General features: G+C 39.5%; 18 protein-coding genes. 8 read left to right on the top strand and 10 right to left on the bottom strand.

Going from position 1 to position 22,279, the window contains the following annotated elements; translation table 11 throughout:
* Nucleotides 1–32: 32 nt before the first annotated feature.
* The 3 genes from FCR06_RS16015 to FCR06_RS16005 all read right to left on the bottom strand — a co-directional run bounded on the left by FCR06_RS16015 (nt 33) and on the right by FCR06_RS16005 (nt 1,549).
* Nucleotides 33–278 carry a hypothetical protein gene (locus FCR06_RS16015; protein WP_138501351.1) on the bottom strand — a complete coding sequence of 82 codons (246 nt, stop codon included), beginning with the start codon at nt 276–278 and terminating at the stop codon, nt 33–35.
* 209 nt (nt 279–487) lie between these two features.
* A complete protein-coding gene (locus tag FCR06_RS16010) occupies nt 488–910 on the bottom strand; it encodes a tetratricopeptide repeat protein (RefSeq protein ID WP_138501349.1) in 423 nt (140 codons plus the stop codon).
* A 282-nt stretch (nt 911–1,192) separates the two neighbouring features.
* On the bottom strand, nt 1,193–1,549 hold the full coding sequence (locus tag FCR06_RS16005) for an iron-sulfur cluster assembly accessory protein (protein ID WP_138501587.1): 357 nt from the start codon (nt 1,547–1,549) through the stop codon (nt 1,193–1,195).
* A gap of 327 nt (nt 1,550–1,876) precedes the next feature.
* Here FCR06_RS16005 and FCR06_RS16000 point away from each other — a divergent pair, with 327 nt between their 5' ends.
* The 4 genes from FCR06_RS16000 (at nt 1,877) to FCR06_RS15985 (ending at nt 7,695) form a co-directional block, all read left to right on the top strand.
* On the top strand, nt 1,877–3,517 hold the full coding sequence (locus tag FCR06_RS16000; protein ID WP_138501347.1) for a DUF6930 domain-containing protein: 1,641 nt from the start codon (nt 1,877–1,879) through the stop codon (nt 3,515–3,517).
* A gap of 1,797 nt (nt 3,518–5,314) precedes the next feature.
* On the top strand, nt 5,315–5,491 hold the full coding sequence (locus tag FCR06_RS15995; protein ID WP_189523449.1) for a CopG family transcriptional regulator: 177 nt from the start codon (nt 5,315–5,317) through the stop codon (nt 5,489–5,491).
* A gap of 273 nt (nt 5,492–5,764) precedes the next feature.
* Nucleotides 5,765–7,201 (top strand): 9,9'-di-cis-zeta-carotene desaturase, encoded by a 1,437-nt coding sequence (zds, locus tag FCR06_RS15990; protein WP_138501343.1) that lies wholly within the window; start codon nt 5,765–5,767, stop codon nt 7,199–7,201.
* A gap of 50 nt (nt 7,202–7,251) precedes the next feature.
* Nucleotides 7,252–7,695, top strand: coding sequence for an SRPBCC family protein (locus FCR06_RS15985; RefSeq protein WP_138501341.1), 444 nt, complete (start codon nt 7,252–7,254; stop codon nt 7,693–7,695).
* Nucleotides 7,696–7,893: 198 nt separating this feature from the next.
* Here the strand turns inward: FCR06_RS15985 and FCR06_RS15980 are convergent, their stop codons facing one another.
* On the bottom strand, nt 7,894–8,286 hold the full coding sequence (locus FCR06_RS15980) for a hypothetical protein (protein WP_138501339.1): 393 nt from the start codon (nt 8,284–8,286) through the stop codon (nt 7,894–7,896).
* Between the two features lie 220 nt (nt 8,287–8,506).
* Complete coding sequence (locus FCR06_RS15975) at nt 8,507–9,604, bottom strand: DJ-1/PfpI/YhbO family deglycase/protease (RefSeq protein WP_138501337.1); 1,098 nt, start codon at nt 9,602–9,604, stop codon at nt 8,507–8,509.
* 534 nt (nt 9,605–10,138) lie between these two features.
* Between FCR06_RS15975 and FCR06_RS15970 the strand changes: the two genes are divergently transcribed.
* The gene (locus tag FCR06_RS15970; protein ID WP_138501335.1) at nt 10,139–10,537 is read left to right on the top strand and encodes a DUF6335 family protein; all 399 of its coding nucleotides are present in this window, start codon (nt 10,139–10,141) and stop codon (nt 10,535–10,537) included.
* 358 nt (nt 10,538–10,895) lie between these two features.
* On the opposite strand, the gene glgX is transcribed toward FCR06_RS15970, so the two are convergent.
* Nucleotides 10,896–13,022, bottom strand: coding sequence for a glycogen debranching protein GlgX (gene glgX, locus FCR06_RS15965; protein ID WP_138501333.1), 2,127 nt, complete (start codon nt 13,020–13,022; stop codon nt 10,896–10,898).
* Nucleotides 13,023–13,742: 720 nt separating this feature from the next.
* Between glgX and FCR06_RS15960 the strand changes: the two genes are divergently transcribed.
* A complete protein-coding gene (locus FCR06_RS15960) occupies nt 13,743–14,864 on the top strand; it encodes a geranylgeranyl reductase family protein (RefSeq protein WP_138501331.1) in 1,122 nt (373 codons plus the stop codon).
* Nucleotides 14,865–15,000: 136 nt separating this feature from the next.
* Here the strand turns inward: FCR06_RS15960 and FCR06_RS15955 are convergent, their stop codons facing one another.
* Nucleotides 15,001–16,098, bottom strand: coding sequence for an ATP-dependent 6-phosphofructokinase (locus FCR06_RS15955; RefSeq protein ID WP_138501329.1), 1,098 nt, complete (start codon nt 16,096–16,098; stop codon nt 15,001–15,003).
* 463 nt (nt 16,099–16,561) lie between these two features.
* Between FCR06_RS15955 and era the strand changes: the two genes are divergently transcribed.
* Together era and FCR06_RS15945 are read left to right on the top strand one after the other, a co-directional pair.
* Nucleotides 16,562–17,536 (top strand): GTPase Era, encoded by a 975-nt coding sequence (gene era / locus FCR06_RS15950; RefSeq protein WP_138501327.1) that lies wholly within the window; start codon nt 16,562–16,564, stop codon nt 17,534–17,536.
* Nucleotides 17,537–17,762: 226 nt separating this feature from the next.
* Nucleotides 17,763–18,410 (top strand): response regulator, encoded by a 648-nt coding sequence (locus FCR06_RS15945; RefSeq protein ID WP_138501325.1) that lies wholly within the window; start codon nt 17,763–17,765, stop codon nt 18,408–18,410.
* Between the two features lie 1,286 nt (nt 18,411–19,696).
* Here the strand turns inward: FCR06_RS15945 and FCR06_RS15940 are convergent.
* The 3 genes from FCR06_RS15940 to FCR06_RS15930 all read right to left on the bottom strand — a co-directional run.
* Nucleotides 19,697–19,936, bottom strand: coding sequence for a hypothetical protein (locus FCR06_RS15940; RefSeq protein ID WP_223280160.1), 240 nt, complete (start codon nt 19,934–19,936; stop codon nt 19,697–19,699).
* A 384-nt stretch (nt 19,937–20,320) separates the two neighbouring features.
* Complete coding sequence (gene aroC / locus FCR06_RS15935) at nt 20,321–21,409, bottom strand: chorismate synthase (protein ID WP_138501323.1); 1,089 nt, start codon at nt 21,407–21,409, stop codon at nt 20,321–20,323.
* A gap of 138 nt (nt 21,410–21,547) precedes the next feature.
* Nucleotides 21,548–22,279, bottom strand: a 732-nt coding sequence (locus FCR06_RS15930; RefSeq protein WP_138501321.1) for a photosystem II q(b) protein, incomplete at its 5' end; no start/stop codon positions are given.

The following is a 22,279-nucleotide window of genomic DNA, read 5'->3' as shown; positions in this document are numbered from 1 at the left end:
AACTCAGCCCTTCCAATGCCCCAATTCCTTAACTATTGATTAGAAAAAAATTTTTTAGAAACCCAACTAATAATACCGCTAAGAATGGCACCACCCATGAGGATACCGATTGCTGGGTTGAATAAGGGTTGCCACAATTGATGCCACAAATCCAAACCCAGGTTTACTCCCGCAGCATCACCAATCGCAGCAATCGCTAGCCAACTAAAACCAAACAAAACTAAAAATACATCTGCGACTAAAACCACGTTTAGCCAATTTAACAACTTATCTTTCATGATGGGATGGGGACTGGGTACTAGGGAAGGTAGAGTTGCCTCTGAGGATAAGGGGTAATGGGGACTGGGTATGGGGCATGGGGCAAACAGGGAGTGTGGGAGGTGTGGGAGGTGTGGGAGGTGTGGGAAGAAATCTTGCCCCCCTCTCCCCACACACTCCCCAAACTTCCCTATCTCCTCATCTCCCTCATCTCCCCACTCTCCAGTCCCTACTCTTCAAACAGCCATTTTTTAACTTTTATCAAATTCTGCCAGTCTGGTTTCCTGGTTAAGCCGTCTTCAATACTATTTTTTATTTCGTCAGCCCATTCTTGGTTGACAAAAATTAACTGTTGTGCAAAGTCAATGTGTTCCCGCAAACCTTTTTGACCTGTTTCCAGCATTGCTAGGGCAAGATTAATTCTCCCTTGTGGGTCTTGTGGATTTAATTTGACTGCTTTATTCGCAGCTTTGTAAGCCAAGTTAGGTTTGTTATTGAGTAGATATAACCACGCCAAACAAATCCAAGCTGAACTAGTTCTAGGAGCGCGATCGCACACTTCTTTAAACACAGGGATTAAAGAATCTAGTGATTCTCCAGCTTTATAACGTTCTAAACCTGTATCAAACAGGGATTCAACTGTTTGAGTCATACTAAATTAGTCGATAGTCATTAATTATTTGGTCATTAGTCATTAATTATTTAGTCATTAGTCATTAGTCATTGGTCATTGGTCATTTGCTTTGGACAAATGACAAAGCGCAAAGTCAGGCGTCGGCTTAGGCCGATTTGACACCAGTTGGTTGACTGCCAATAGACTTTAGTCGGGCATTGGCTCAACGGCAGTTCCTTTAGATGGGGGAACCCCACCAACGGACTGCCTCAACTTTGCACCAGAGGACAACTGATAAATGACAACTAACAAACCACAATCTTACACCCCAAATGACTTACCGCAACCGCAAGTTTGGCTGGCGTTGGGGTTAGTAAACTGGAAGCCACCGCCAATCATTGCATCGCTATAATCAAGCATTAAGCCGTAAAGATATAATAGACTCTTGCGATCGCAAACAATTTGGAAGCCGTCGTAGTCGAAAACTTCATCCTGAGAACCGATTTTGCTGGCGTCTTCAAAGTCCATCATGTAAGACATCCCAGAGCAGCCACCCTGACGTACTCCTACTCGTAAGCATAAGTCTTTGCCTTGCCTGTCTTGGAGGAATTTTACCTGGCGCAATGCGGTTTCGCTCAACAGAATTCCGCGTTGTTGAAGCTCAGTTGCCTGTGTCATTTGCTTTTTCAACTCCTTAATTGGTCTAAGGTTACCCTGTGCAAGCTTGTTGTTGCCTTCAGGTTGCCTTGGTGTTTTTGTATCCATTCTAGCGGCATAGATGTCGCTAAATACCAAATTGTAAACACTCCGTCAAAAGCGCCCAAAGATTTTTATTCTAGAATTGAGAGACTCACTATATTTTATAGATTTGTCTTTTTGGAGTTCGAGTTTTTTGGCAGCCCACAGATGCAACCACCCTTCTGGTGCAGCCATGAAAATTTAATCCGAGGCTAGCCATCCCCAAAAGTTTACTTCCTAAATTGCTTGTTTTGATTAAGTTAGTTTATGACAAGTTTTAATCGCTCTACCAGTCGTCGGTTGAAGAAATTAACTCAAATTCCTTCTGTATGGGAGGGCGATCGTCGTCCGTTGTCATCACCAAACCAGCATTCAGACTCAGAGTCCAAAGGAGAATGCATTCTTTGGGTAGATTTCTCTCAAGGTATTGTCCGAGGAATGGACGTGGTAGCTTCAGATATCGGCCCGGAAGCAATAGTTCGCACCTTAATGCGAGCAATGGAACATCCCCACAGTCCAGCAAAACCTGCCAGACCCCAAAGAATTGTAGTCAAAGACCGCGAAATCCAATTTTACCTGCGAGGGGTGCTGCAAGATTTGGATATCGCCATTGACTACGCACCAGAACTACCTTTAATTGACGAATTGTTTCGCGGATTCGCTGATATCCTCGATAGTCAAACCCCTGATTTACCCCCACAGTACGCACAAATTTTGCGAGAGAAGGCATTTGCAATTTGGCAAGCGGCACCTTGGGAATTTTTGGAAGAACACCAAATTTTATCAATAGAAATTAATAAGTGGGATGTTGGTACACTCTATGCCTCCATTATGGGAATGCTGGGAATGGAGTATGGTATTTTGTTTTATCGTTCAGAAGAGTCTCTCAAGCGGTTTCGTGCCGCAGTTTTAAGAGATGAAGAATCAAAAGAGCGTTTAGAAGAAGCCTTCCTTAAGCAAGATTGTCTGTTTCTCACTTTTGAGAGTGCTGACGAAACCGACGAAGATGAAGATGATGCAAGTGATTTGGCTGATCTGCCACTTTCAGATATTGACCCCACTTTTGGTAATATCCACCCCTTAGAAGGACTGCGTTCTGTTTTATATGATGAGGAAGCACTGGTAATCTTTGTTGCGATCGAAAGCTTGAGCCGCTTTCTTCGCGACCACCGTCGCCAGCTGCATTCTGAAACCTTCCCCACCCTCAGCCGTCGCTATCGTATTTCTCCTCCACAGTCTGAAGAATCAACTAAATCTGTGTCTGTGACAGTCTCTACTATGCCGCAGTTAGCAGCAGAATTAGAGGAAATGGCTGGCTTTGGTATTGAGGATCGAGAGATTGACAATCTTGGCTCTGAGACTTTCCGCTCATTACAAGATGACTTGATACCAGAAGATTCTTTCCTGAGTTTAGGTGTAGTGTCCTGGGAAATGTTGGAGTATCTGCGTAAAGGTGTCAACTACCATAAGGCTGGTGAAATCAAACCAGTGGGTGACGGTTTACCAGTGATTTTAATTCAAACTTCCCGCCCTAAAGCTAAGACTGTAATTGAAAGAATTGAAGCAGCAGGTGGACTCAAAGCAATTTGCTTTAATCCAGGTGCCGACCCCTTTGATGGCGATCGCTATGACCTCGGTTTATTACAAAGTAAAAATGGCGAATTGTTCCTATTTGGTGAATTTTTAGATGAAGATCCCATCCATCTAGAAGCCCGGAAAAAATGGAATCAGCGGTGTAAAAATACTAAAGGCTACTGTGGTTTAATCATTGCCAAAGGACTCACCGGAGCTTCTCGAGGAAATCCCCAGTTACGAGATATGATGGTCTTGTTTGAAGCGCGATCGTTTTCACCTAAAGATTTAGGCATTGGTACTCTTCAACTCATGCCACAGCTCAAATTTGAATAGTTGCACTCCTCGCCGTAATCCTCAATGTCAAATTGCACCCATGAAAAATTAATATCTCTATAAGACTACACATATTGACGCAATTGCATTTTGGTAGGAAGAATGGAAAAAACTAAAATAGTTAAGTCTTTACTTTTTTCTATTCTTCATTAACATACCCATCAAGGTAGGGCACTTTGTAATCTCTACTTGGATAAATTTGCATGTTATTTGCATAATTTAGAAGTTTCTATTCCTGCTCCTTACTCGCCCAAACTGAAAGTTACGGTTTACCAGATTAATATTGTTATGATGTCCTAAAATAGGACAATTGGTTTCCCTCTTCCCCAAGTTTCTTCTCTTGTTGTCCTATTTTGGACAGGAGTTTTTCCTTCTTATGTCTAAGTTTTACTCCACCCTTGTTCTTTATGTGGTTAATGCCAAGAACGAATTTTACTATTGATTATAAGTTTACTTTACCTAAATTTCATGAAGTACCTATATTCTCAAATTTTCCAGTATTTTAATTTATTTAATTTTTAGTATTATTTATTACATTTATTTTAAACATTACCTTTTAATTAAACCTAACTTATGCTGCTAAATATTTCAATATTTGTTTAATAACTTTCTCCGTTCAATATTTTATTATGTGTCAATATTATTAAGCAAAAGCTCAAAAGTATATCTTCTGCTTCATAAATTTTTTATAAAGAGTGAAAAAATTGATCATTTGTGTCTAAATAAAGATTATTTAAAGTGCATATTTAGTGGTTATAATGAATACATTACCAAAAAATCTTTAAATATTCAATCATTATTTATCAGTATGCTTACTAATAAATAATGATTAAATATCAAATATCTTTTGGTAAATATTTATATTCTAGTTTAGCTCAATTCAAAAATTTTACTCTTAAATATGTAACCCAAGAATTATCTAAAAATAATTTCTATCACCTTCAGATAGATGAAGAAAATAAATAAAAAATAATTTATTGTCTTAACAATAAAGTATATCGCTGGAGGGAAGAGAAAAAATATCTAAAAAATCATCGTATCTTTACGGGGAGTTATTGTAAAAGCATGAGACAAAACTAAAATATTGTTCTAAGCAACACTCAATTAACATCACTTTTTTGATGAGATTCATCTGTGTAATATTACAGATAATGCTGTTAAATTTTACTGACGAATCTTAAATATTTACACTTCAGTTTTTCTAAGTGCAAGATTGATACAGGAAATAAATCTCTTTAATTAACAAAACCTAAAAGTTAGAACCGTTGAAATAACTCTTAGCTGATTGATTAGAGTAATGTGTGTACATAGTCTTTAGTCTAGAGCGATGCTTATTTACCTACTTTGAAGTGAGTGTTTACTAGTTATGTGTACCATTCCAACCCGTCATTGGGTCAGGATTTAACCTCAGGTGTTATACCATATGTTCTCTCCAAGAACGTTAGGTAAACTTGGCTAACAGACAACCTCACATGGTTTCCTGAGAAAATAGTTTTGGAAATCTTGATTGAGTCAACAGTAGGTGTCTCAAATTCACTCTTGAAAATTTAATTATCAGGGTTTACTCATGCTACTACTAAGGTTATTATTTTCACAAGCAAGTATCTGCTTTTTATCTGTCACAATGGTAACAAAAAGTATAGTTTTTTGATTTTTTTAGAAGATGATGAATCCTTTGACAAAACCAACAATCTTAATATTAATGGTATTACTTGTTTCCTGACACCAACTCTGATAATCTTATCGTTTTCCTCTTTAGTTAGACTTTTTCGATGATCTAAATGTATAGCAAATAGCATGATAATGACAAATAAAAAATGGGCTGTAAAACGTATAACTGTGAATCTCGCAACACAGGAAGCGGAAAAGCTAGAAAAATATTGTCAACAAACAGGTAGACCTGCAACCGATGTTATTCGCGAACTGATTAGAAGTTTGCCTGTGACTGATGATGGCAAAGATGTAAATAGGTAAGAAGATACTTTTATCACTTACCAGATAACTGCTTTACCACTAAAAAATAGCTGTGATACTTTTTTGAGTCCACTACAATAAACAAGAGTCTGTTTAATTGATACAGACGCCTTTTTCTCGCGTCTGGTCATTTGCTGAGACTAAAAGGAGTAATCAAAGACGTTTTAGTATTGACATTGCCCAGCCCTAATATACAGGGAAGTTGATATTAAGTAGCGAATTCCGACACCAATCCAGTTACAATCTGTAAAGAAACTGAAAAGGAACGACGGAATGCGTGTTGCAATTGTAGGTGCGGGATTGGCTGGGCTAGCAACCGCAGTAGATCTAGCTGATGCTGGTTGTGAAGTGCAGATTTTTGAGTCTCGTCCGTTTGTGGGTGGTAAAGTTGGCAGTTGGGTTGATGGAGATGGCAACCATCTAGAAATGGGGTTGCATGTATTTTTTGGGTGCTACTACCAATTATTTGACTTGATGAAGAAAGTGGGGGTGTTAGAAAACTTACGCCTCAAAGAACATACCCACACTTTTATTAATAAAGGAGGCCAGACTGGTGCTTTAGATTTTCGGTTTATTACAGGTGCGCCTTTTAATGGCTTAAAAGCATTTTTTACTACTTCTCAATTATCATTGCAGGATAAATTGCAAAATGCGATCGCTTTGGGTACTAGTCCGATAGTTCGCGGGTTAGTAGACTTTAACGGAGCGATGAAAATCATCCGCAATTTAGATAAAATCAGCTTTGCTGATTGGTTCCGCAGTCATGGTGGCAGCAATGGTAGCATTAAACGAATGTGGAACCCCATCGCCTACGCATTGGGATTTATTGATTGCGAAAATATGTCTGCCCGTTGTATGTTAACAATATTCCAGTTCTTTGCAGCTAGAACTGAAGCTTCAGTGCTGCGAATGCTGCAAGGTTCTCCCTATGAATATTTGCATAAGCCGATTCTGGAATATCTGGAAGTCCGAGGCACCAAAATTTATACTCGTCGCCAAGTGCGTGAAATTCAGTTTACATCAGACGAACAAACCCACGTCACTGGGATAATAGTAGCCCAAGGTGATACAGTAGAAACTGTTACTGCTGATGCTTATGTCTTTGCTTGTGATGTTCCAGGTATCCAGCGAATTTTACCCCAAGAGTGGCGTAAGTGGTCAGAATTTGACAATATTTATAAACTGAATGCAGTCCCAGTAGCAACAGTGCAATTACGCTTTGATGGTTGGGTGACAGAACTCAACGATGGAGAACAGCGTAAACAGCTAAATCAAGCGGCTGGAATAGATAATTTGCTGTATACAGCTGATGCTGACTTTTCTTGTTTTGCTGATTTAGCGTTGACTAGCCCTGCTGATTATTATCGCCCAGGACAGGGATCGTTGTTACAGCTAGTGCTGACGCCTGGAGATCCCTTTATTGCACAAAGTAATGAAGCGATCGCTCAGCACGTCCTCAAGCAAGTCCACGAACTCTTTCCTTCATCGCGGGAGTTAAATATGACTTGGTATAGCGTAGTGAAACTTGCTCAGTCTCTCTATCGAGAAGCCCCAGGAATGGATGTGTATCGTCCCAACCAAAAGACACCAGTGAATAATTTCTTCCTTGCAGGAAGTTATACTCAGCAAGACTATATTGACAGTATGGAGGGAGCGACCATTTCTGGACAACGTGCAGCAAAAGCGATTTTAGAGAGTTTAAAAAATTGACATAGACGCGCACTAACTTCTGTCAAAGGGACACCAAGGAAGAAAAAATAATGTCAGATTGGTTAGAGCATACTGTGCAAATAGAAGTAGAAGCTCCCATAGATTTAGTATGGAGCCTCTGGTCTGATTTAGAGCAAATGCCCCGATGGATGAAGTGGATTGATTCAGTAAAGGTTCCGCCAGATAATCCGGATATATCTCTTTGGAAATTGAGTAGTAACGGTCTAGAATTTACTTGGAAATCTCGAATTCTCAAAGTTATTCCTAACCAAATTATTCAATGGGAATCGATTGATGGTTTGCCAAACCAGGGAGCGATTCGCTTTTACGATCGCCACGGTAGTACTATAGTTAAAATGACTATTTCCTATGCCATTCCCGGTGTTATTGGCAAAATAATGGATAACTTATTCTTGGGGCGGATAGTAAAATCAACAATTCAAGCTGATTTGGAAAGGTTTAAACAATACGCACTGAATGTTAAAGGTAATTGATATATAGAAAAACAGGCAGTAGAAAACATTATGTAAAAGTTTCTTACTGCCTGATGGAAAACTATGGATTTTATAATAAATGGAAAAGATGCAAGCGTACTTACAAAGATTTGCTTTTCAAGTTTGACACTTGGACTTCGCTCAGTGTAAACGGTGAGCGAAGTCGAACTGTTGACTTTTGAGTTCCGCGTCAGGGTATTAGTTTCTATCTGCTGAGTTAGCAGGACTTTGGTAATAACCCTCTGGACTTTCATAAAATCCGCTATTATTGTCTACATCTCTGCTTTTTGTAGAATCAAAAAACTCTCTTGTAGCTCTAGGAGGTTTTTCATCCAAGTTGAGCTTTTCACGGACATTATCAATAGTGCCCTTTAATTTATTTTGAACATTTCCGATTTGGTTGTCGTTTCTAATTTCACCTTGGGAGTCTGGTGTGGCTTTATAATAAGTACCTTCTGGAGTTGTGACATCAGCTTGTGCTACATTACCGTAGCTAAAAGCTTGACCGAGTAAAAACATAAATCCTACCAGAAAAACCACAATTGTCTGGCGGATACGAATATTTTTTAGCCAAGAATTCAGTCGATTCATAAAGTCCTTAATTGCATTATGTTGAGCGTACAATCCACAACATTGAATAATTATTTGCCATTCAATGTTCAAGAACAACTTTAATCAAGTTGTTTTTCTTTCTTTTGGTCAAGAGGTAGAGCCACTATATCTGCATTTCCAGATGATTCATAGAAACGAGATTTTAAGAAAGTCTATTTCTCGTAGAGAAGCGCAGCTATGCTTCTCTACAAACCGTTATTTACATCGATACAGCAGCGCCTGTCGTCGGTTTAGGAGGCTGAATTTGAGCGGCTGTCCGCGCCCGATACAAATTTAGTAATTGCTGTTCGTATTTCAACAAATCTTGATAAATCTCTTTGAAAATAGCAGTTGCTACTGGGTCAGTATGCATTGCACACAAATTTCCAATATCGCCAATACCTGTTTGCACATCTCCTAAGGCAGAACGTAGTTGATATATGTCGTCACTTCCTATTAAAACACTTTTTACCTTGGCATATTGATTGGCGATATTTGCCCCTAGAGAAGGTTTTTCACCTAATACTTGAAGATATGTTTCTAGTTTTTCAATATGGGCTTGTTTATTGCCAATTATTTCTTGAAAAATAGATTTTACTTCACCATCTGATTCTTTTTCGAGGTATTTTTCTAAAGCTTCGAGCGAATAACGTTCGCCAGCAAGGGCAGTATTTAAACCTCTGCCAATTTCACTTTTTGTTGAGCCGCCCCAAGCATCGGCTAGCTTCCACCATTGGGCAGTTGTATCTTTTTCATCTGGCAATGCAGCATCTTTCCCACCATAACCCAAGCGACTCAAAATAGCTGTGGTAAAAATTGGCAAGTCTCCAGGTTCACGAGATGTAATCAAATTACCATCTACTACCAAGGGTTCATCTAAATAATTTGCACCTGCATTAGTGATGTCTTTGCTAATAGCACTAAAGCCAGTAACTTGTTTACCTTTAAGCAAATCGCCATCAATTAAAATCTGTGGACCATGGCAAACCGCAGCTACCAATTTTCCTTGCTGTATAGCTTCTTTTACAAAGCGTACTGTATTGGGATTGCGTCGCATTTTGTCAGGAGCCATTCCCCCGGGAATGACTACCGCATCGAATTCGGCTGCGATCGCTTCCGTTGTAGTACCATCAGCTTGTATGCTTAATTTACCGCGTTTACCTTTATATTTTTCATTCATCCGGGAACCAAGGACTACTACCTCAATTCCTGCTTGTTTTAGTCCATTATAAGGAACTGTAAATTCTACATCTTCTACTCCTTGCTCGATGAGGATAGCTACTTTTTTATTATCAGGATGATTGTTACTGTGAGCCATAGTATGGTATTACCTGTTTATTTCTAGTATTTAGCTAGCTAATATTTTCATCAATTCTTGTGCTTCGTCATCTCTTTAAGTGTTTCTAGCGTGGCACGGCTAGCACGTTCTGCGTCTTAACGGGAATCTGATTGAGCAAGACTTTGTACGTGTGTAATCAACTCATCGAATTCCACTTTCTACCTCCGCTGTTGAAAATTATTGAATGTCTTTTTTGGCATTCAGGCAGTTAACAACATTAATAAAATATTAAATCAATCAATTACAATTTTAGTTTTTAGCTAATAAAAAATAGTTAAGAGTGAGAAGTTGATGAGCGAATAATTTCGTTTGAGTAACTCCTAACTCATAACTAACAACTTCAAMTACAAGTCGCTTGACCATGAATTTATGTTTACAATGTTACGCAGCAATAGCTAATTTAGCTTCGTACTAAGGGGATAGATTATTTTATGACTAAAGCCATACATCTTTAGTAAGACAACTTGGCAACAATAAAAGGTTATTGTAAGATTGCAGAAAAGAGCTAATAATATGGCAGAAAAAAATCCTAATGACGAAATAAAAACCGATGATTTGCCGCAAGAAATAACTGAATCTTACGGTACTGGTGTGAAAGACTTGCCAGGGTATAATATTGGTGGGCGATCGCTACAAGACGAAAGACAGCAGTACACAGAAACTAGCCCGGAACTCACTGGTGGCGATGTTGATGCTTATTGGCAGGATGCAGATGCAGTTGGGGATGAAGCTGTTGGTGGTACGGCTCCCACTCCCGACCAAAGTGTAACTGAAGAAATAGAAGCAGCAGTAGGACTAGAAATGGATGATCGCACGTTTCTACGTACCAACGATATTTTAGAGGAACGTGACGATGCTCGCTGGGAATTAGATCCGATGTCTTCTGAAGATTATCAACAACGGCGAGAATAAACTGGAGATTGGGCATTAGGCATTGGGTGATAACACTAAAAATGTAGTAGTCAACACCAAACCTTAATGCGTGGAGTTTAGTACTGTTTGGTGATAGTCTGGTGAGTTTTGCGCCAGGAACAAGTCTAAACTCCAGTTCTAATTAGCTGCTTTTAAGTAATACCCTAATTGAGTGATCGCAGTATTATCTGTAGTTGAGTTCCTTCACATAAGTCGGCGTTTAGCATTGCTATTAATACAGCACAAAGTTAATCAATACATCAAAATATACTTTWTGACCTTTCCAACGAACAACTAAACAGTGATATTTGCGTTGCTCGTAAGCAAAATAGCATTTTGATAAAAATCGTGAATTACTCTAAGTAATAAGACGTAACACTACAAGCGATCGCTCTGTAACTGGTACAGTTTGAGAGCCGGAAACCCACTTTCCTGGATGCAGGAAACGAGGTTCATTAGTGTCAATCACTATTTCCCATCCTCTTTGGTTTAAACCGTAGGGTAGAGCAAACTCAATCATCTCGTAGTGAGCGTTAAAAAATAGCAGAAAACTCTCATCAATAATCCGCTCCCCCTGAGTTCCTGGAGTAACAATCCCTTCTCCATTCAAGAAAATTTCCATTACCTTGGCATAACTAATTAGCCACTGCCTTTCAGTCATTTCACTGCCATCGGCGTTAAACCAACCAATATCACTAATCCCAAAACCGCGAATCGGGCGACCTTGAAACCACTTACGTCGTCGAAATACTGGATGCTGATGGCGGAAATTAATCAGTTCGCGTGTAAAGTCCAATAGCTCCATATTTGCTTTTTGTAAGTCCCAGTTCCGCCAGGAAATTTCATTATCTTGACAGTAGGCATTATTGTTGCCCTTCTGACTACAACCAATTTCATCTCCCTCTAACAGCATTGGTATACCTTGAGACAGCATTAAGGTTGTTAGAAAGTTTCGCCTTTGACGTTCGCGCAAGCGCAATACTTCAGGGCTATCGGTTTCTCCTTCTGCATCACAATTCCAGGATCTGTTATGGCTTTCTCCGTCACGATTCTCTTCCCCGTTTGCCTCGTTGTGCTTTTGGTTATAACTGACTAAATCATTCAACGTGAAGCCATCGTGAGCAGTTATGAAATTAATACTTGCATTTGGATTGCGCCCATTTGCTTGATATAAGTCAGGGCTACCAGTAAAACAATAAGCAAATTGCCCAAGGCTATCATCTACACCGCGCCAAAAATCCCTTACAGTATCCCGATATCTGCCATTCCACTCAGACCAACGCAGCGGAAAATTACCTACTTGATAGCCTCCTTCTCCTAAATCCCAAGGTTCAGCAATTAGCTTGACATCTGCCAAAATTGGATCTTGATGAATAATGTCAAAGAAGGCTGATAGGTTATCTACCTCATATAATTCCCGTGCCAACGCCGAAGCTAAATCGAAGCGGAAGCCATCGACGTGCATTTGTGTTACCCAATAGCGCAGGCTATCCATAATTAACTTGAGGACTTGAGCATGGCGCACATTCAGAGAGTTACCGCAACCAGTAAAGTCCATATAGTAGCGGGGATTATCGTCAACCAAGCGGTAGTACACCGCATTATCAACACCTCGTAGGGATAGGGTTGGGCCTAAATGATTACCTTCACCAGTGTGGTTATAAACCACATCTAAAATCACCTCAATTCCCGCAAAGTGCAAAGCCTTGACCATTTGCTTGAATTCGATGGCCTGTTGTCCTAAAGTTCCACTAGCACTGTAGCCAGAGTAAGGTGCAAAATAATTGATCGAATCGTAGCCCCAGTAATTGGTTAGCCCTTTTGACTCTAAATGTCCTGGACGCGACAAAAAGTGATGTACAGGCATTAACTCAACTGCTGTAATTCCTAATTGCAGCAAGTGTTGAATTGCTGCTGGATGTGCTAGCCCAGCATAAGTACCACGCAATTCTTCTGGAACATCTGGATGCAGCTTGGTAAAGCCCTTGACGTGAGTTTCATAAATAATAGTTTCGTGCCAAGGTGTACGCAGCAGTTTATCATCTCCCCAATCAAATGATTCATCAATGACAACACACTTCGGCATTATTTTGGCATCATCTAGCTCGCAAAAAGCTAAGTCTTTTTCAGCAGCGTCCCATGAGTAACCAAAAATCGCCGCATCATTGCAAATTTCACTATCAATTGCCTTGGCATAAGGGTCAATCAGTAGTTTATTGGGGTTAAAGCGATGACCTACCTCTGGTGCCCAAGGCCCATGTACTCTAAACCCATACCGTTGTCCTGGCCCCACTCCTGGTAAATAACCGTGCCAAACAAAATTATTTTTTTCTTTTAAAGACAAGCGGAGTTCATCACTATCATCATCAAATAAACAGAGCTCTACACCTGTTGCATTCTCTGAAAATAAAGCAAAATTTGTACCTTTTCCATCCCAAGTAGCACCTAAAGGATATACGTTTCCCGGCCAGAGATTTACATACATACAGCACATTTCCAACAACTGACTTTTATAGCCTCTAACTAATCTTGATTGAGTTAAAGTAAGTATATTTAAATAGTTAAGTAGGAGCTGCAAGCAAGATTCAACTTATAAATTAGCACTCAATCATTAGATTATTTCTCTTTTAATTACTAGAGAAAGATTAGATATCAACACATATAATAGGCTATTTATATATCAGTTTTATATACAAGGATAATTTTAATCTTTATTAGTAAATTAATTAAAACTTATCGTATCATTTAAGCAATCTGAAATTTCTATATTTGATGATTTTCTATCTATAGATATAAATTTGTCATGCAATTTTGTTAATTTCAAGTTTTCAAATTCCATTAAAATCAAAATAATTATCAATTTACCTAACATTATATTTGAGCAAATGACGCTTACATCGAAGGTTTAGAGCTATATAAATTAAATCTACCAAGTAATTTCTCTTCAAATAAATAAGTATTTAACTTAAGAAAGATTGACTAAAAGACCAAAATATGCAATCTAATATTAGTTCCAGGAGATCAAAAGTGCGATTTTTTGCGAATGAATTACAGTAAAAGTCCCTAAATAATTTTATCAACCAAAACGACAAATGGTAACGGTTGAACTCTCGGTTTGAGACGGTACATACTGAATCCATTACTGTATATAAGATATTGGTAGGCGCGTTACCTTAAACTAATTAAGGAACAACAATTCAACAATATGTACGACTGCATCATTGTCGGTGCTGGGCCAGCCGGTGGAACAGCAGCATATCATTTAGCTAAGCAGGGTCGCTCAGTATTAGTTTTAGAAAAACAATCCTTGCCAAGATATAAACCTTGTGGTGGTGGTGTATCTCCAGTGATCGCTCAATGGTTTGACTTTGATTTTAGCCCAGCGATTTCTTTAAAAGCAGACTTGCTTCGCTTTACCTGGAAACTAGGCGACCCGGTGGAAGCGAAAATCAACACAAAAGAACCAATCTGGATGGTACGCCGAGATGTTTTTGACCATTTCTTAGTCCAGCAAGCCCAGAAACAAGGAGCTAAACTCCAAGATAATACTGAAGTAACTGGTATCGAATTTCAAAACGACTATTGGCAAGTTAACACAGCTAATGAGCCAGTTACAGGTCGCTACTTAATCGCAGCTGATGGTGCTAAAGGCTCGATGGCGAAATGGCTAGGTTTCAAAGAACGTAAACGGGTGTTAACAGCAGCTTTGGAAGCAGAAGTTCCTGGTATTGCAGAAAACCAACCCACAATTCATTTTGAGTTTGGTCTAGTCAAAAACGGCTATCTTTGGAACTTCCCCAAAGCTGATGGTTATTCAATAGGTGTGGGGGCATTTATTGGCCGTCAACCCCAGGACTTTAAAAAGATTTTAGATGAGTACGCCAAATCATTAAATTTAGACCTCAAAACTAGCAAGCAATATGGTCATCCCCTTTGTATTTGGGATGGTAATCAAAAGCTGCACGCTCAAAATGCACTTTTAGCTGGGGAAGCTGCTTGTGTAGTCGATCCGATGACAGCAGAAGGTATTCGCCCTTCAATTTTTAGCGGTTTGCTTGCAGCTGCAACTATAAATGAAGCACTAGCTGGCGATGCCAACGCTTTAGAAAAATACAGCCAAGCCATTAGCGAACAGTGGGGTACTGAGATGGCTTGGGCGCAAAAATTAGCTGGAGCATTCTATCGATTTCCCAACATTGGCTACAAAGTTGGTGTCAAGCACCCCTCTGCCCCCCAAGTCATGAGTAAGGTTATGTGCGGAGAAGTACGCTATAGCGATGTTACCACCCGTGCTTTAAAGCGTCTAATCCCTGGTTTTAGCAATTGAGAGTGTTAACAGTTGACAGTTGACAGTTGACTGTTAACTGAAGAGTTATTCTGCTTGTCCCTTATCTCCCCATCTCTCAGTCCCCATTACCCCTTATCCCCAGAGGGGTCCCCACCTTTCCCAGTCCCTACTCCATCTAATCTCCCAAATAAATACCCATACCCCGGGCGGTTTTAACTAAAGTACCATTGGGATCGACGGCGCTATATTGGGCGATCGCTTCTGTAATTGGTACGCTTAATACTTGGCGATTTTGCCAGGTTACCATGCGATCGTATTTACTCTCTGCAATCAGATTAACCGCTGCTACGCCGAAGGCTGTTGCAACTAATCTATCAAGTGGTGAAGCAGTCCCACCCCGTTGAATGTGTCCTAAAACGGTGACTCGCGTTTCTACACCGATGCACTGGATAATTTGATCCGCTAAATATTCACCAATTCCACCGTATCGAGATTGACCTAAGCGATTCGTAATCGTTACGTTTTCGCCATCTTGGGTACGAACTGCTTCCGAAACAATAATCAAACAGTAATTTTTGCCTTTCTCTTGGCGTTCTTTGATTTTGTGGCAAATGTGTTCGACTGTGTAGGGAATTTCGGGAATTAAAATTACATTTGCTCCGCCTGCAATTCCCGCAGCTATGGCTATGTGTCCTGCATCACGCCCCATCACTTCCAAAATCATAACTCGGCTATGACTTGCAGCAGTAAAATGTAACCGATCTAGTGCTTCCGTGGCAATATTTACTGCTGTATCAAAACCAATGGCATGTTCAGTAATACCAATATCATTGTCAATGGTTTTGGGAATTCCTACTAAGTTAATACCACCTTGTTGTGCAAGTCGGCGCAGAATTGCCAAACTACCATCGCCGCCAATACCAATCAAAGCGTCTAAACCTAGTTCATGGTAACCTGCGATGATTTCTTCGGAGCGATCGCATACACTTCCATCCGCTATTGGAAAAGCAAAAGGGTCGCCTTTATTAGTTGTCCCCAACATTGTGCCACCCGCAGTTAACAGCGAATCAACTCGATCAATTTCCAAGTTCGTGAACTGTGGCGGACGCGCCATTAATCCAACAGTCGCTTGGTGAATTCCTAAAACCTCCCAGCCGTAAGTATTCACAGCACAATTTACTACAGCCCTAATTGCAGCATTTAAGCCAGAACAATCTCCTCCACTTGTGAGAATTCCAATGCGTTTGGGTTCTCCCGTATCTTTTCTTGACATTTTGATCCAAATATATTTAGTAGTCGATTAAACTTCAGCTTGGGTTAGTAATAAATTAAACCTAAGCAAAAGCTTTCCCTATAAATGCCAAGGTAATTTTATGTTGGTTTTGTATCTAAAAAACTAAGTTTAAGAATTCATAACTTAGAATTGAGTATTCACAATTGAAAACAGGTAAATTTTTTATTAGATTTGGAAGCTTCAACTTCTTAATTTGGAGAAAATCAAGCACCCGTACCACCGTTGATTTTTCTACYATTCTGTCGCGTTGCTTACAAAGTCTCCACCGAGGCTCCTAAATTCTGACTCTTAAATTCTGACAACTAAGTTACCCCAGCTGTAAAATATGAGTGTGGAGCTAGTAGTAGATTAAACCTCAACAAAAGTAATCCCCGAAAATGTTAGGGTGATTCTATGTCTGTTTTCAGATTAAGAAAAAACCAAGTTATTCCAATTCTAAAATATGAAGGTGGAGCAAAAGGTGACTAGTATTGATGATTACACCTTCTCATTTTCAGGAGAAGTAACAATCCCTGAGGCTCCTCCTGAGTTTAAATCGGGTTTTATTGGCATTATAGGTCGTCCTAATGTCGGTAAATCTACTTTAATGAATCAATTGGTAGGACAAAAAATCGCCATTACATCACCAGTAGCGCAAACCACACGTAATCGTTTGCGAGGAATTTTAACTACATCAGAGGCGCAGTTAATTTTTGTAGATACACCAGGAATTCATAAGCCCCACCATCAATTAGGCGAAGTATTGGTGCAAAATGCAAAAATAGCCATTGAATCGGTAGATGTAGTGCTGTTTGTGGTAGACGGAGCAATAGCTTGTGGAGCAGGCGATCGCTACATTGCTGATTTGCTCAGTCGCAGCAAAACACCAGTAATTATAGGTGTGAACAAAATCGACCAACAACGCGATGATTCCCAGTTTTTAGATGATAGTTACACAGAGATGGCCAAGTCCTATGAATGGGAAATCGTCAAATTTTCAGCCAAGACGAGTGCAGGATTACCACAACTGCAAGAATTATTAATACAACATTTAGAAATAGGACCATTATATTATCCGCCCGATTTGGTAACCGACCAGCCAGAACGCTTTATTATGGGAGAGTTGATCCGAGAACAAATTATACTTTTGACTCGTGAAGAAGTACCCCATTCAGTAGCGATCGCCATAGACCAAGTAGAAGAAACTGCTAACATTACTCGTGTACTCGCTACCATCAACGTCGAGCGCGATTCCCAAAAAGGTATACTGATTGGTAAAGGCGGGTCGATGCTCAAAGCAATTGGTAGCGAAGCCCGCGAACAAATCCAAAAATTAATTGCTGGCAAAGTTTACCTAGAACTATTTGTGAAAGTCGAGCCAAAATGGCGACAATCGCGGGTGAGTCTAGCTGAATTAGGTTATCGGGTAGAAGAGTAGAAAAATTCTCATTAGTCATTAGTCATCAGTCATTGGTCATCAGTCATTAATTTTGCACAAACAATAAATGACTAATGACAAACAGCAAAGTAAAAAACTCAGCGAGCCTCCCTGAGATCAGACGCCACTGAAGGAGTCTGTAGAAGCGTGCAACGCAGTGGTTCCTTTAAGCAGCTAAACCCTGCCAACGAACTGCTTCAAGTTTCTCACAGAGGACAAATGACAAATGACAAATAATAAACTTATGTTAAAAGTATTAATTGTTGAAGACGATCCAATGATGCAACTCGGATTAGAGCAATCGTTAATGGCTCATCCCGATTTGGAGATTGTTGGACAAGCCGAAGATGGTTATTTGGGCGTGCAAGCTGCACTGCAACTAAAACCAGATGTTGTGGTTATGGATATTGGGTTACCGCGATTAGATGGAATTGCAGCAACACAACAAATTAAGGCATCTTTACCAGGAACTCATGTGGTAATGCTGACATCACATCAAACAGAGACAGAAATTATCGCCGCACTGTCTAGCGGTGCGGATGCATATTGTATCAAAGGCGCAAGTGTGGAACGATTGTTAAATGCGATCGCAGCCGCAGTTGATGGCGCAGCTTATCTTGATCCGCAAATTGCCCGACGAGTAATTGATAATCTTAAACCGTCCTCACCCACCAATAACACCGCCAACTTATCTGGACGTGAATTAGAAGTGTTGAAACTGATGGTAGACGGATTAAGCAACCCACAAATTGCCCAAAAACTCTATCTCAGTCCCAATACTGTCAAAACTCACGTCCGGGGCATTATGAATAAATTAGCAGTAGATGATCGCGTACAAGCAGCGGTAGTTGCATTGCGTTCAGGTTTAGTTTGATTACTAAAACTTATGCGTCGTAGATTACCACTTGAACAGTTCATTTGTTGACTAACAATAAAGGACAAGCAGAGGCTTTGTACAAGAAATATGGCTATCAAATCAAATAATAAATAATACTAATTTAAAAAAAGAATCTGACAAATAGATCATCTGTAGAGACCCGGTTCATCGCGTCTTGAACCAAGGATATATTGCAATCATTAATTGAATTGGTAGAATTTATATGACAAAACAGTTTTAAGTTGATGGACACAGATAAATATAATATGCTCTGTCATTGCGAGCAAAGCAATCACAAACTTTCTAGGATTGCTTCTCTACTAAACGCTGCGGAACGCTCGTGATAACATGTTAAAATTTAATCATAGCTATCTACTTAGAAATAACTGAAAACTATGTGTTAACTAACAAAATCGTAATTGAGATATCTTCACCCCATTGGCTAGAATCAATGGGGTGATTTATGAGAATATTCATCGATTTATTTAGTTTTAATGCCCGTGTTTAACGTCTTGTGGTATTGAAAGTTGAGGTGGATGATCAGCATCCAGCTGTTGTGTTTGAGATACCTCCTTGGTTTTTCCTTCCCRGGAATAGTTGCAAATTTTAGTACTAAGTATTAAACCTAGMGTTTTGTTAATCATAAAGGCAAAGCTATCGATAAAAATCAAGTCTAAAGTTCGACTAATCATAAATTACCTTTCAGGTTTATAATATCAACTAATAATTTTATACACGTGAGATAATGGAATTTCCAGAAATTTACTGTCTCAAAGTTGGAAAATTTTTACAAATAAAAATTGCTGTATTCTATCTCTCAAGATATAGATATAAGGGTATATAAGCCTGGATGATGTTATAATTGATTTACGTATTGGTCTTTAGTTAAAAGAATATCCTTTTTCTGATTGAGAGTTTTAAACATCCGTAAGCAAGATTGAAGAGAACTGAGCAGAACAAAAACCCATTGCTACGCTAAAAGTTTTTTAATTTGCACATTTACTATTATCTAAATAAACGCTTAATATTAACATTGATATAAAAACGGGACACGTAGAGATATGGAAAGTTATAAATTATAATTAATTGAACCGGACGTAGTATAACGTATATTACCAATTAAAAAGTATAATAAATCGCTAAACTAAAAGAAAACTTTTGGCTTTAAACTTCAAATCAATATTATAATAGAATTTAGTAAGTAAAGGCGTACACAAGTACGCCTCTATAGTAGATTCTATTAATTGCAAATTTTTTGAAAAAATGATTTACCTAAATGCATTTTAGTTAAAATAGGTTGAGAATTTATTCGGATCTAAATCAACAGGAAATAATAAAATTTCCTTAGCTTCTAATTTGGCTTTGTGGTATAACAAAATTGCCTTTTGCAAAGAACAATATTTAATTGGAACCCAGCCGTTGCTATAAAAGTAGACAGTTACTCGGCTCATTGCATACTCTTTTAACGGCAGTGGAAGATACCAGGACGAGTTCACAATTAGAACTTCACCTGTCGACTCCATGCTTTGAACCTCAATGACTAAAATCTATTTTTCTTGCCTATACCTTATATCCATTTTCACTGATTCCAATAAGTCTTAGTAACTATCATAAGTAATAAATTTGTCTTCAAGTTGCATCTTTAAGATATTAAAGGGAATGTAACGTATTCCCCACAACTTTATTTGTCTGTTTTTTATACTCTCTTATTACTTTGGAAAAGAAAAATACAGCAGAATTAGTAAATTCACTAGCAAAGCAAGGAAGCTTTGCCGAGGCATCAGGATTGGTGAATTATAATAAGTTTTGTACCATAGTTATTAAACGAAGATGTGTACTTCATGCTTATTGAAATCTGCTGTAATTGTAGCAACTATCTTAAAAGTTATGCGTTATACTGGGTAACTTTACAGCACCTTACACTGACCGTAATACCGTAATAAATGGTCGCATAACACTAATGCCACCATCGCTTCTACCATCGGAACTGCACGCGGTAATACACAAGGGTCGTGCCTTCCTTTTGCAGCTAAAACTGTTTCTTCCCCTTCACGAGTTACTGTTTTTTGCTCTTTCCTAATTGTTGCTGTTGGCTTAAAAGCAACTCGTAAAATAATATTTTCTCCGTTGGAAATTCCCCCTTGAATACCACCAGAACGGTTGGTTAAAGTGCGAATTTCGCCATTTTCATCAATAAAAAATTCGTCATTATGTTCAATTCCTGTTAACAGCGTTCCGCCAAAACCGGAACCAATTTCAAAACCTTTGCTAGCAGGCAAAGACATAACACCCTTAGCAATGTCAGCTTCCAATTTATCAAATACTGGTTCGCCTAAACCTTTAGGCACATTTCGTGCTACACATTCTACTACACCGCCAATAGAATCACCTTGTCTACCAATTTGCTCGATTAATTCAATCATTCGTTCCGCGCATTCAGCATCAGGACAGCGGACAATGTTGCTTTCTACTTCTTCTAGGGTAACAATATTTGGATCGACTATACCTTCCAAATCCTTAATCCGCTTGACATAAGCGATAATTTCTACATTGGCAACTTGGCGGAGAATTTTTTTAGCGATCGCACCTGCTGCTACTCTTCCAATTGTCTCACGCGCTGACGACCTACCGCCACCTTGCCAATTGCGAATGCCATATTTTGCATCATAAGTTGCATCTGCGTGGGAAGGACGATACTTTTCGGACATCTCGTCGTAGTCTTGGGGACGAGTGTCTTTGTTTCGCACCAAAATTGATATAGGTGTTCCCAGAGTTTTGCCCTCAAATACTCCTGATAAAATCTCGCAGATATCTGCTTCTTTCCGGGGAGTCGTAATTTTACTTTGTCCTGGACGCCTTCTATCTAGTTCTACTTGAATTTCTTGTGCCGAAATTTCTAGTTGTGGAGGACAACCATCAATTACAACTCCCACGCCACCGCCGTGAGACTCGCCAAAAGTAGCGATCCGAAATAAATGACCAAAAGTGTTGCCCATAATAGTCAGGAAAAAGGTGAGGCTTATGTATTTTAACGAGAGTTTTTCCAAAAGAAACTTTTTGAATAACCAAAATCCATAAAAACAAAAACGCCCCCTGTTAGCAGAGAGCGTTTTTAATTGAACTAAGCTTGATGATTAACCATTGATAGCAGGAGCAGTGATTGCGACAGGAGCGACCTCACCAGCAGCCAAGTCCAGAGGGAAGTTGTGAGCATTGCGCTCGTGCATTACTTCCATACCTAGGTTAGCGCGGTTGATGATATCAGCCCAGGTGTTGACTACGCGACCTTGAGAATCAATGATTGATTGGTTGAAGTTGAAACCGTTCAAGTTGAACGCCATTGTGCTTACACCCAATGCCGTAAACCAGATACCAATCACAGGCCAGGCAGCGAGGAAGAAGTGCAATGAACGGCTGTTGTTGAAGCTAGCATATTGGAAAATCAATCTGCCGAAGTAACCGTGTGCAGCAACGATGTTGTAGGTTTCTTCTTCTTGACCGAACTTGTAACCGTAGTTTTGAGATTCGTTTTCGCTGGTTTCACGAACTAAAGAAGAGGTTACCAAAGAACCGTGCATTGCAGAGAACAAGCTTCCGCCGAATACACCAGCCACACCTAACATGTGGAACGGGTGCATCAAAATGTTGTGTTCCGCTTGGAAGACAATCATGAAGTTGAAGGTTCCGGAAATACCTAAAGGCATACCGTCAGAGAATGAACCTTGTCCGATGGGGTAAATCAAGAATACTGCTGTAGCTGCTGCTACTGGTGCGGAGAATGCTAGGCAAATCCAAGGACGCATTCCTAAGCGGTAAGAAAGTTCCCACTCCCGACCTAAGTAGCAGAATACACCAATCAAAAAGTG

The organism is Nostoc sp. PA-18-2419, from assembly GCF_005869855.1.
Classification (GTDB): Bacteria; Cyanobacteriota; Cyanobacteriia; order Cyanobacteriales; family Nostocaceae; genus Nostoc.
Note: the sequence above shows the minus strand (reverse complement) of the source record. Positions and strands in the feature narration are given on the sequence as shown.

Coding starts and splice junctions, on each gene's coding strand:
- FCR06_RS16015 (WP_138501351.1), bottom strand. CDS start 278: ATGAAAGATAAGTTGTTAAATTGGCTAAACGTGGTTTTAGTCGCAGAT.
- FCR06_RS16010 (WP_138501349.1), bottom strand. CDS start 910: ATGACTCAAACAGTTGAATCCCTGTTTGATACAGGTTTAGAACGTTAT.
- FCR06_RS16005 (WP_138501587.1), bottom strand. CDS start 1,549: ATGACACAGGCAACTGAGCTTCAACAACGCGGAATTCTGTTGAGCGAA.
- FCR06_RS16000 (WP_138501347.1), top strand. CDS start 1,877: ATGACAAGTTTTAATCGCTCTACCAGTCGTCGGTTGAAGAAATTAACT.
- FCR06_RS15995 (WP_189523449.1), top strand. CDS start 5,315: ATGATAATGACAAATAAAAAATGGGCTGTAAAACGTATAACTGTGAAT.
- zds (WP_138501343.1), top strand. CDS start 5,765: ATGCGTGTTGCAATTGTAGGTGCGGGATTGGCTGGGCTAGCAACCGCA.
- FCR06_RS15985 (WP_138501341.1), top strand. CDS start 7,252: ATGTCAGATTGGTTAGAGCATACTGTGCAAATAGAAGTAGAAGCTCCC.
- FCR06_RS15980 (WP_138501339.1), bottom strand. CDS start 8,286: ATGAATCGACTGAATTCTTGGCTAAAAAATATTCGTATCCGCCAGACA.
- FCR06_RS15975 (WP_138501337.1), bottom strand. CDS start 9,604: ATGGCTCACAGTAACAATCATCCTGATAATAAAAAAGTAGCTATCCTC.
- FCR06_RS15970 (WP_138501335.1), top strand. CDS start 10,139: ATGGCAGAAAAAAATCCTAATGACGAAATAAAAACCGATGATTTGCCG.
- glgX (WP_138501333.1), bottom strand. CDS start 13,022: ATGTATGTAAATCTCTGGCCGGGAAACGTATATCCTTTAGGTGCTACT.
- FCR06_RS15960 (WP_138501331.1), top strand. CDS start 13,743: ATGTACGACTGCATCATTGTCGGTGCTGGGCCAGCCGGTGGAACAGCA.
- FCR06_RS15955 (WP_138501329.1), bottom strand. CDS start 16,098: ATGTCAAGAAAAGATACGGGAGAACCCAAACGCATTGGAATTCTCACA.
- era (WP_138501327.1), top strand. CDS start 16,562: ATGAAGGTGGAGCAAAAGGTGACTAGTATTGATGATTACACCTTCTCA.
- FCR06_RS15945 (WP_138501325.1), top strand. CDS start 17,763: ATGACAAATAATAAACTTATGTTAAAAGTATTAATTGTTGAAGACGAT.
- FCR06_RS15940 (WP_223280160.1), bottom strand. CDS start 19,936: ATGGAGTCGACAGGTGAAGTTCTAATTGTGAACTCGTCCTGGTATCTT.
- aroC (WP_138501323.1), bottom strand. CDS start 21,409: ATGGGCAACACTTTTGGTCATTTATTTCGGATCGCTACTTTTGGCGAG.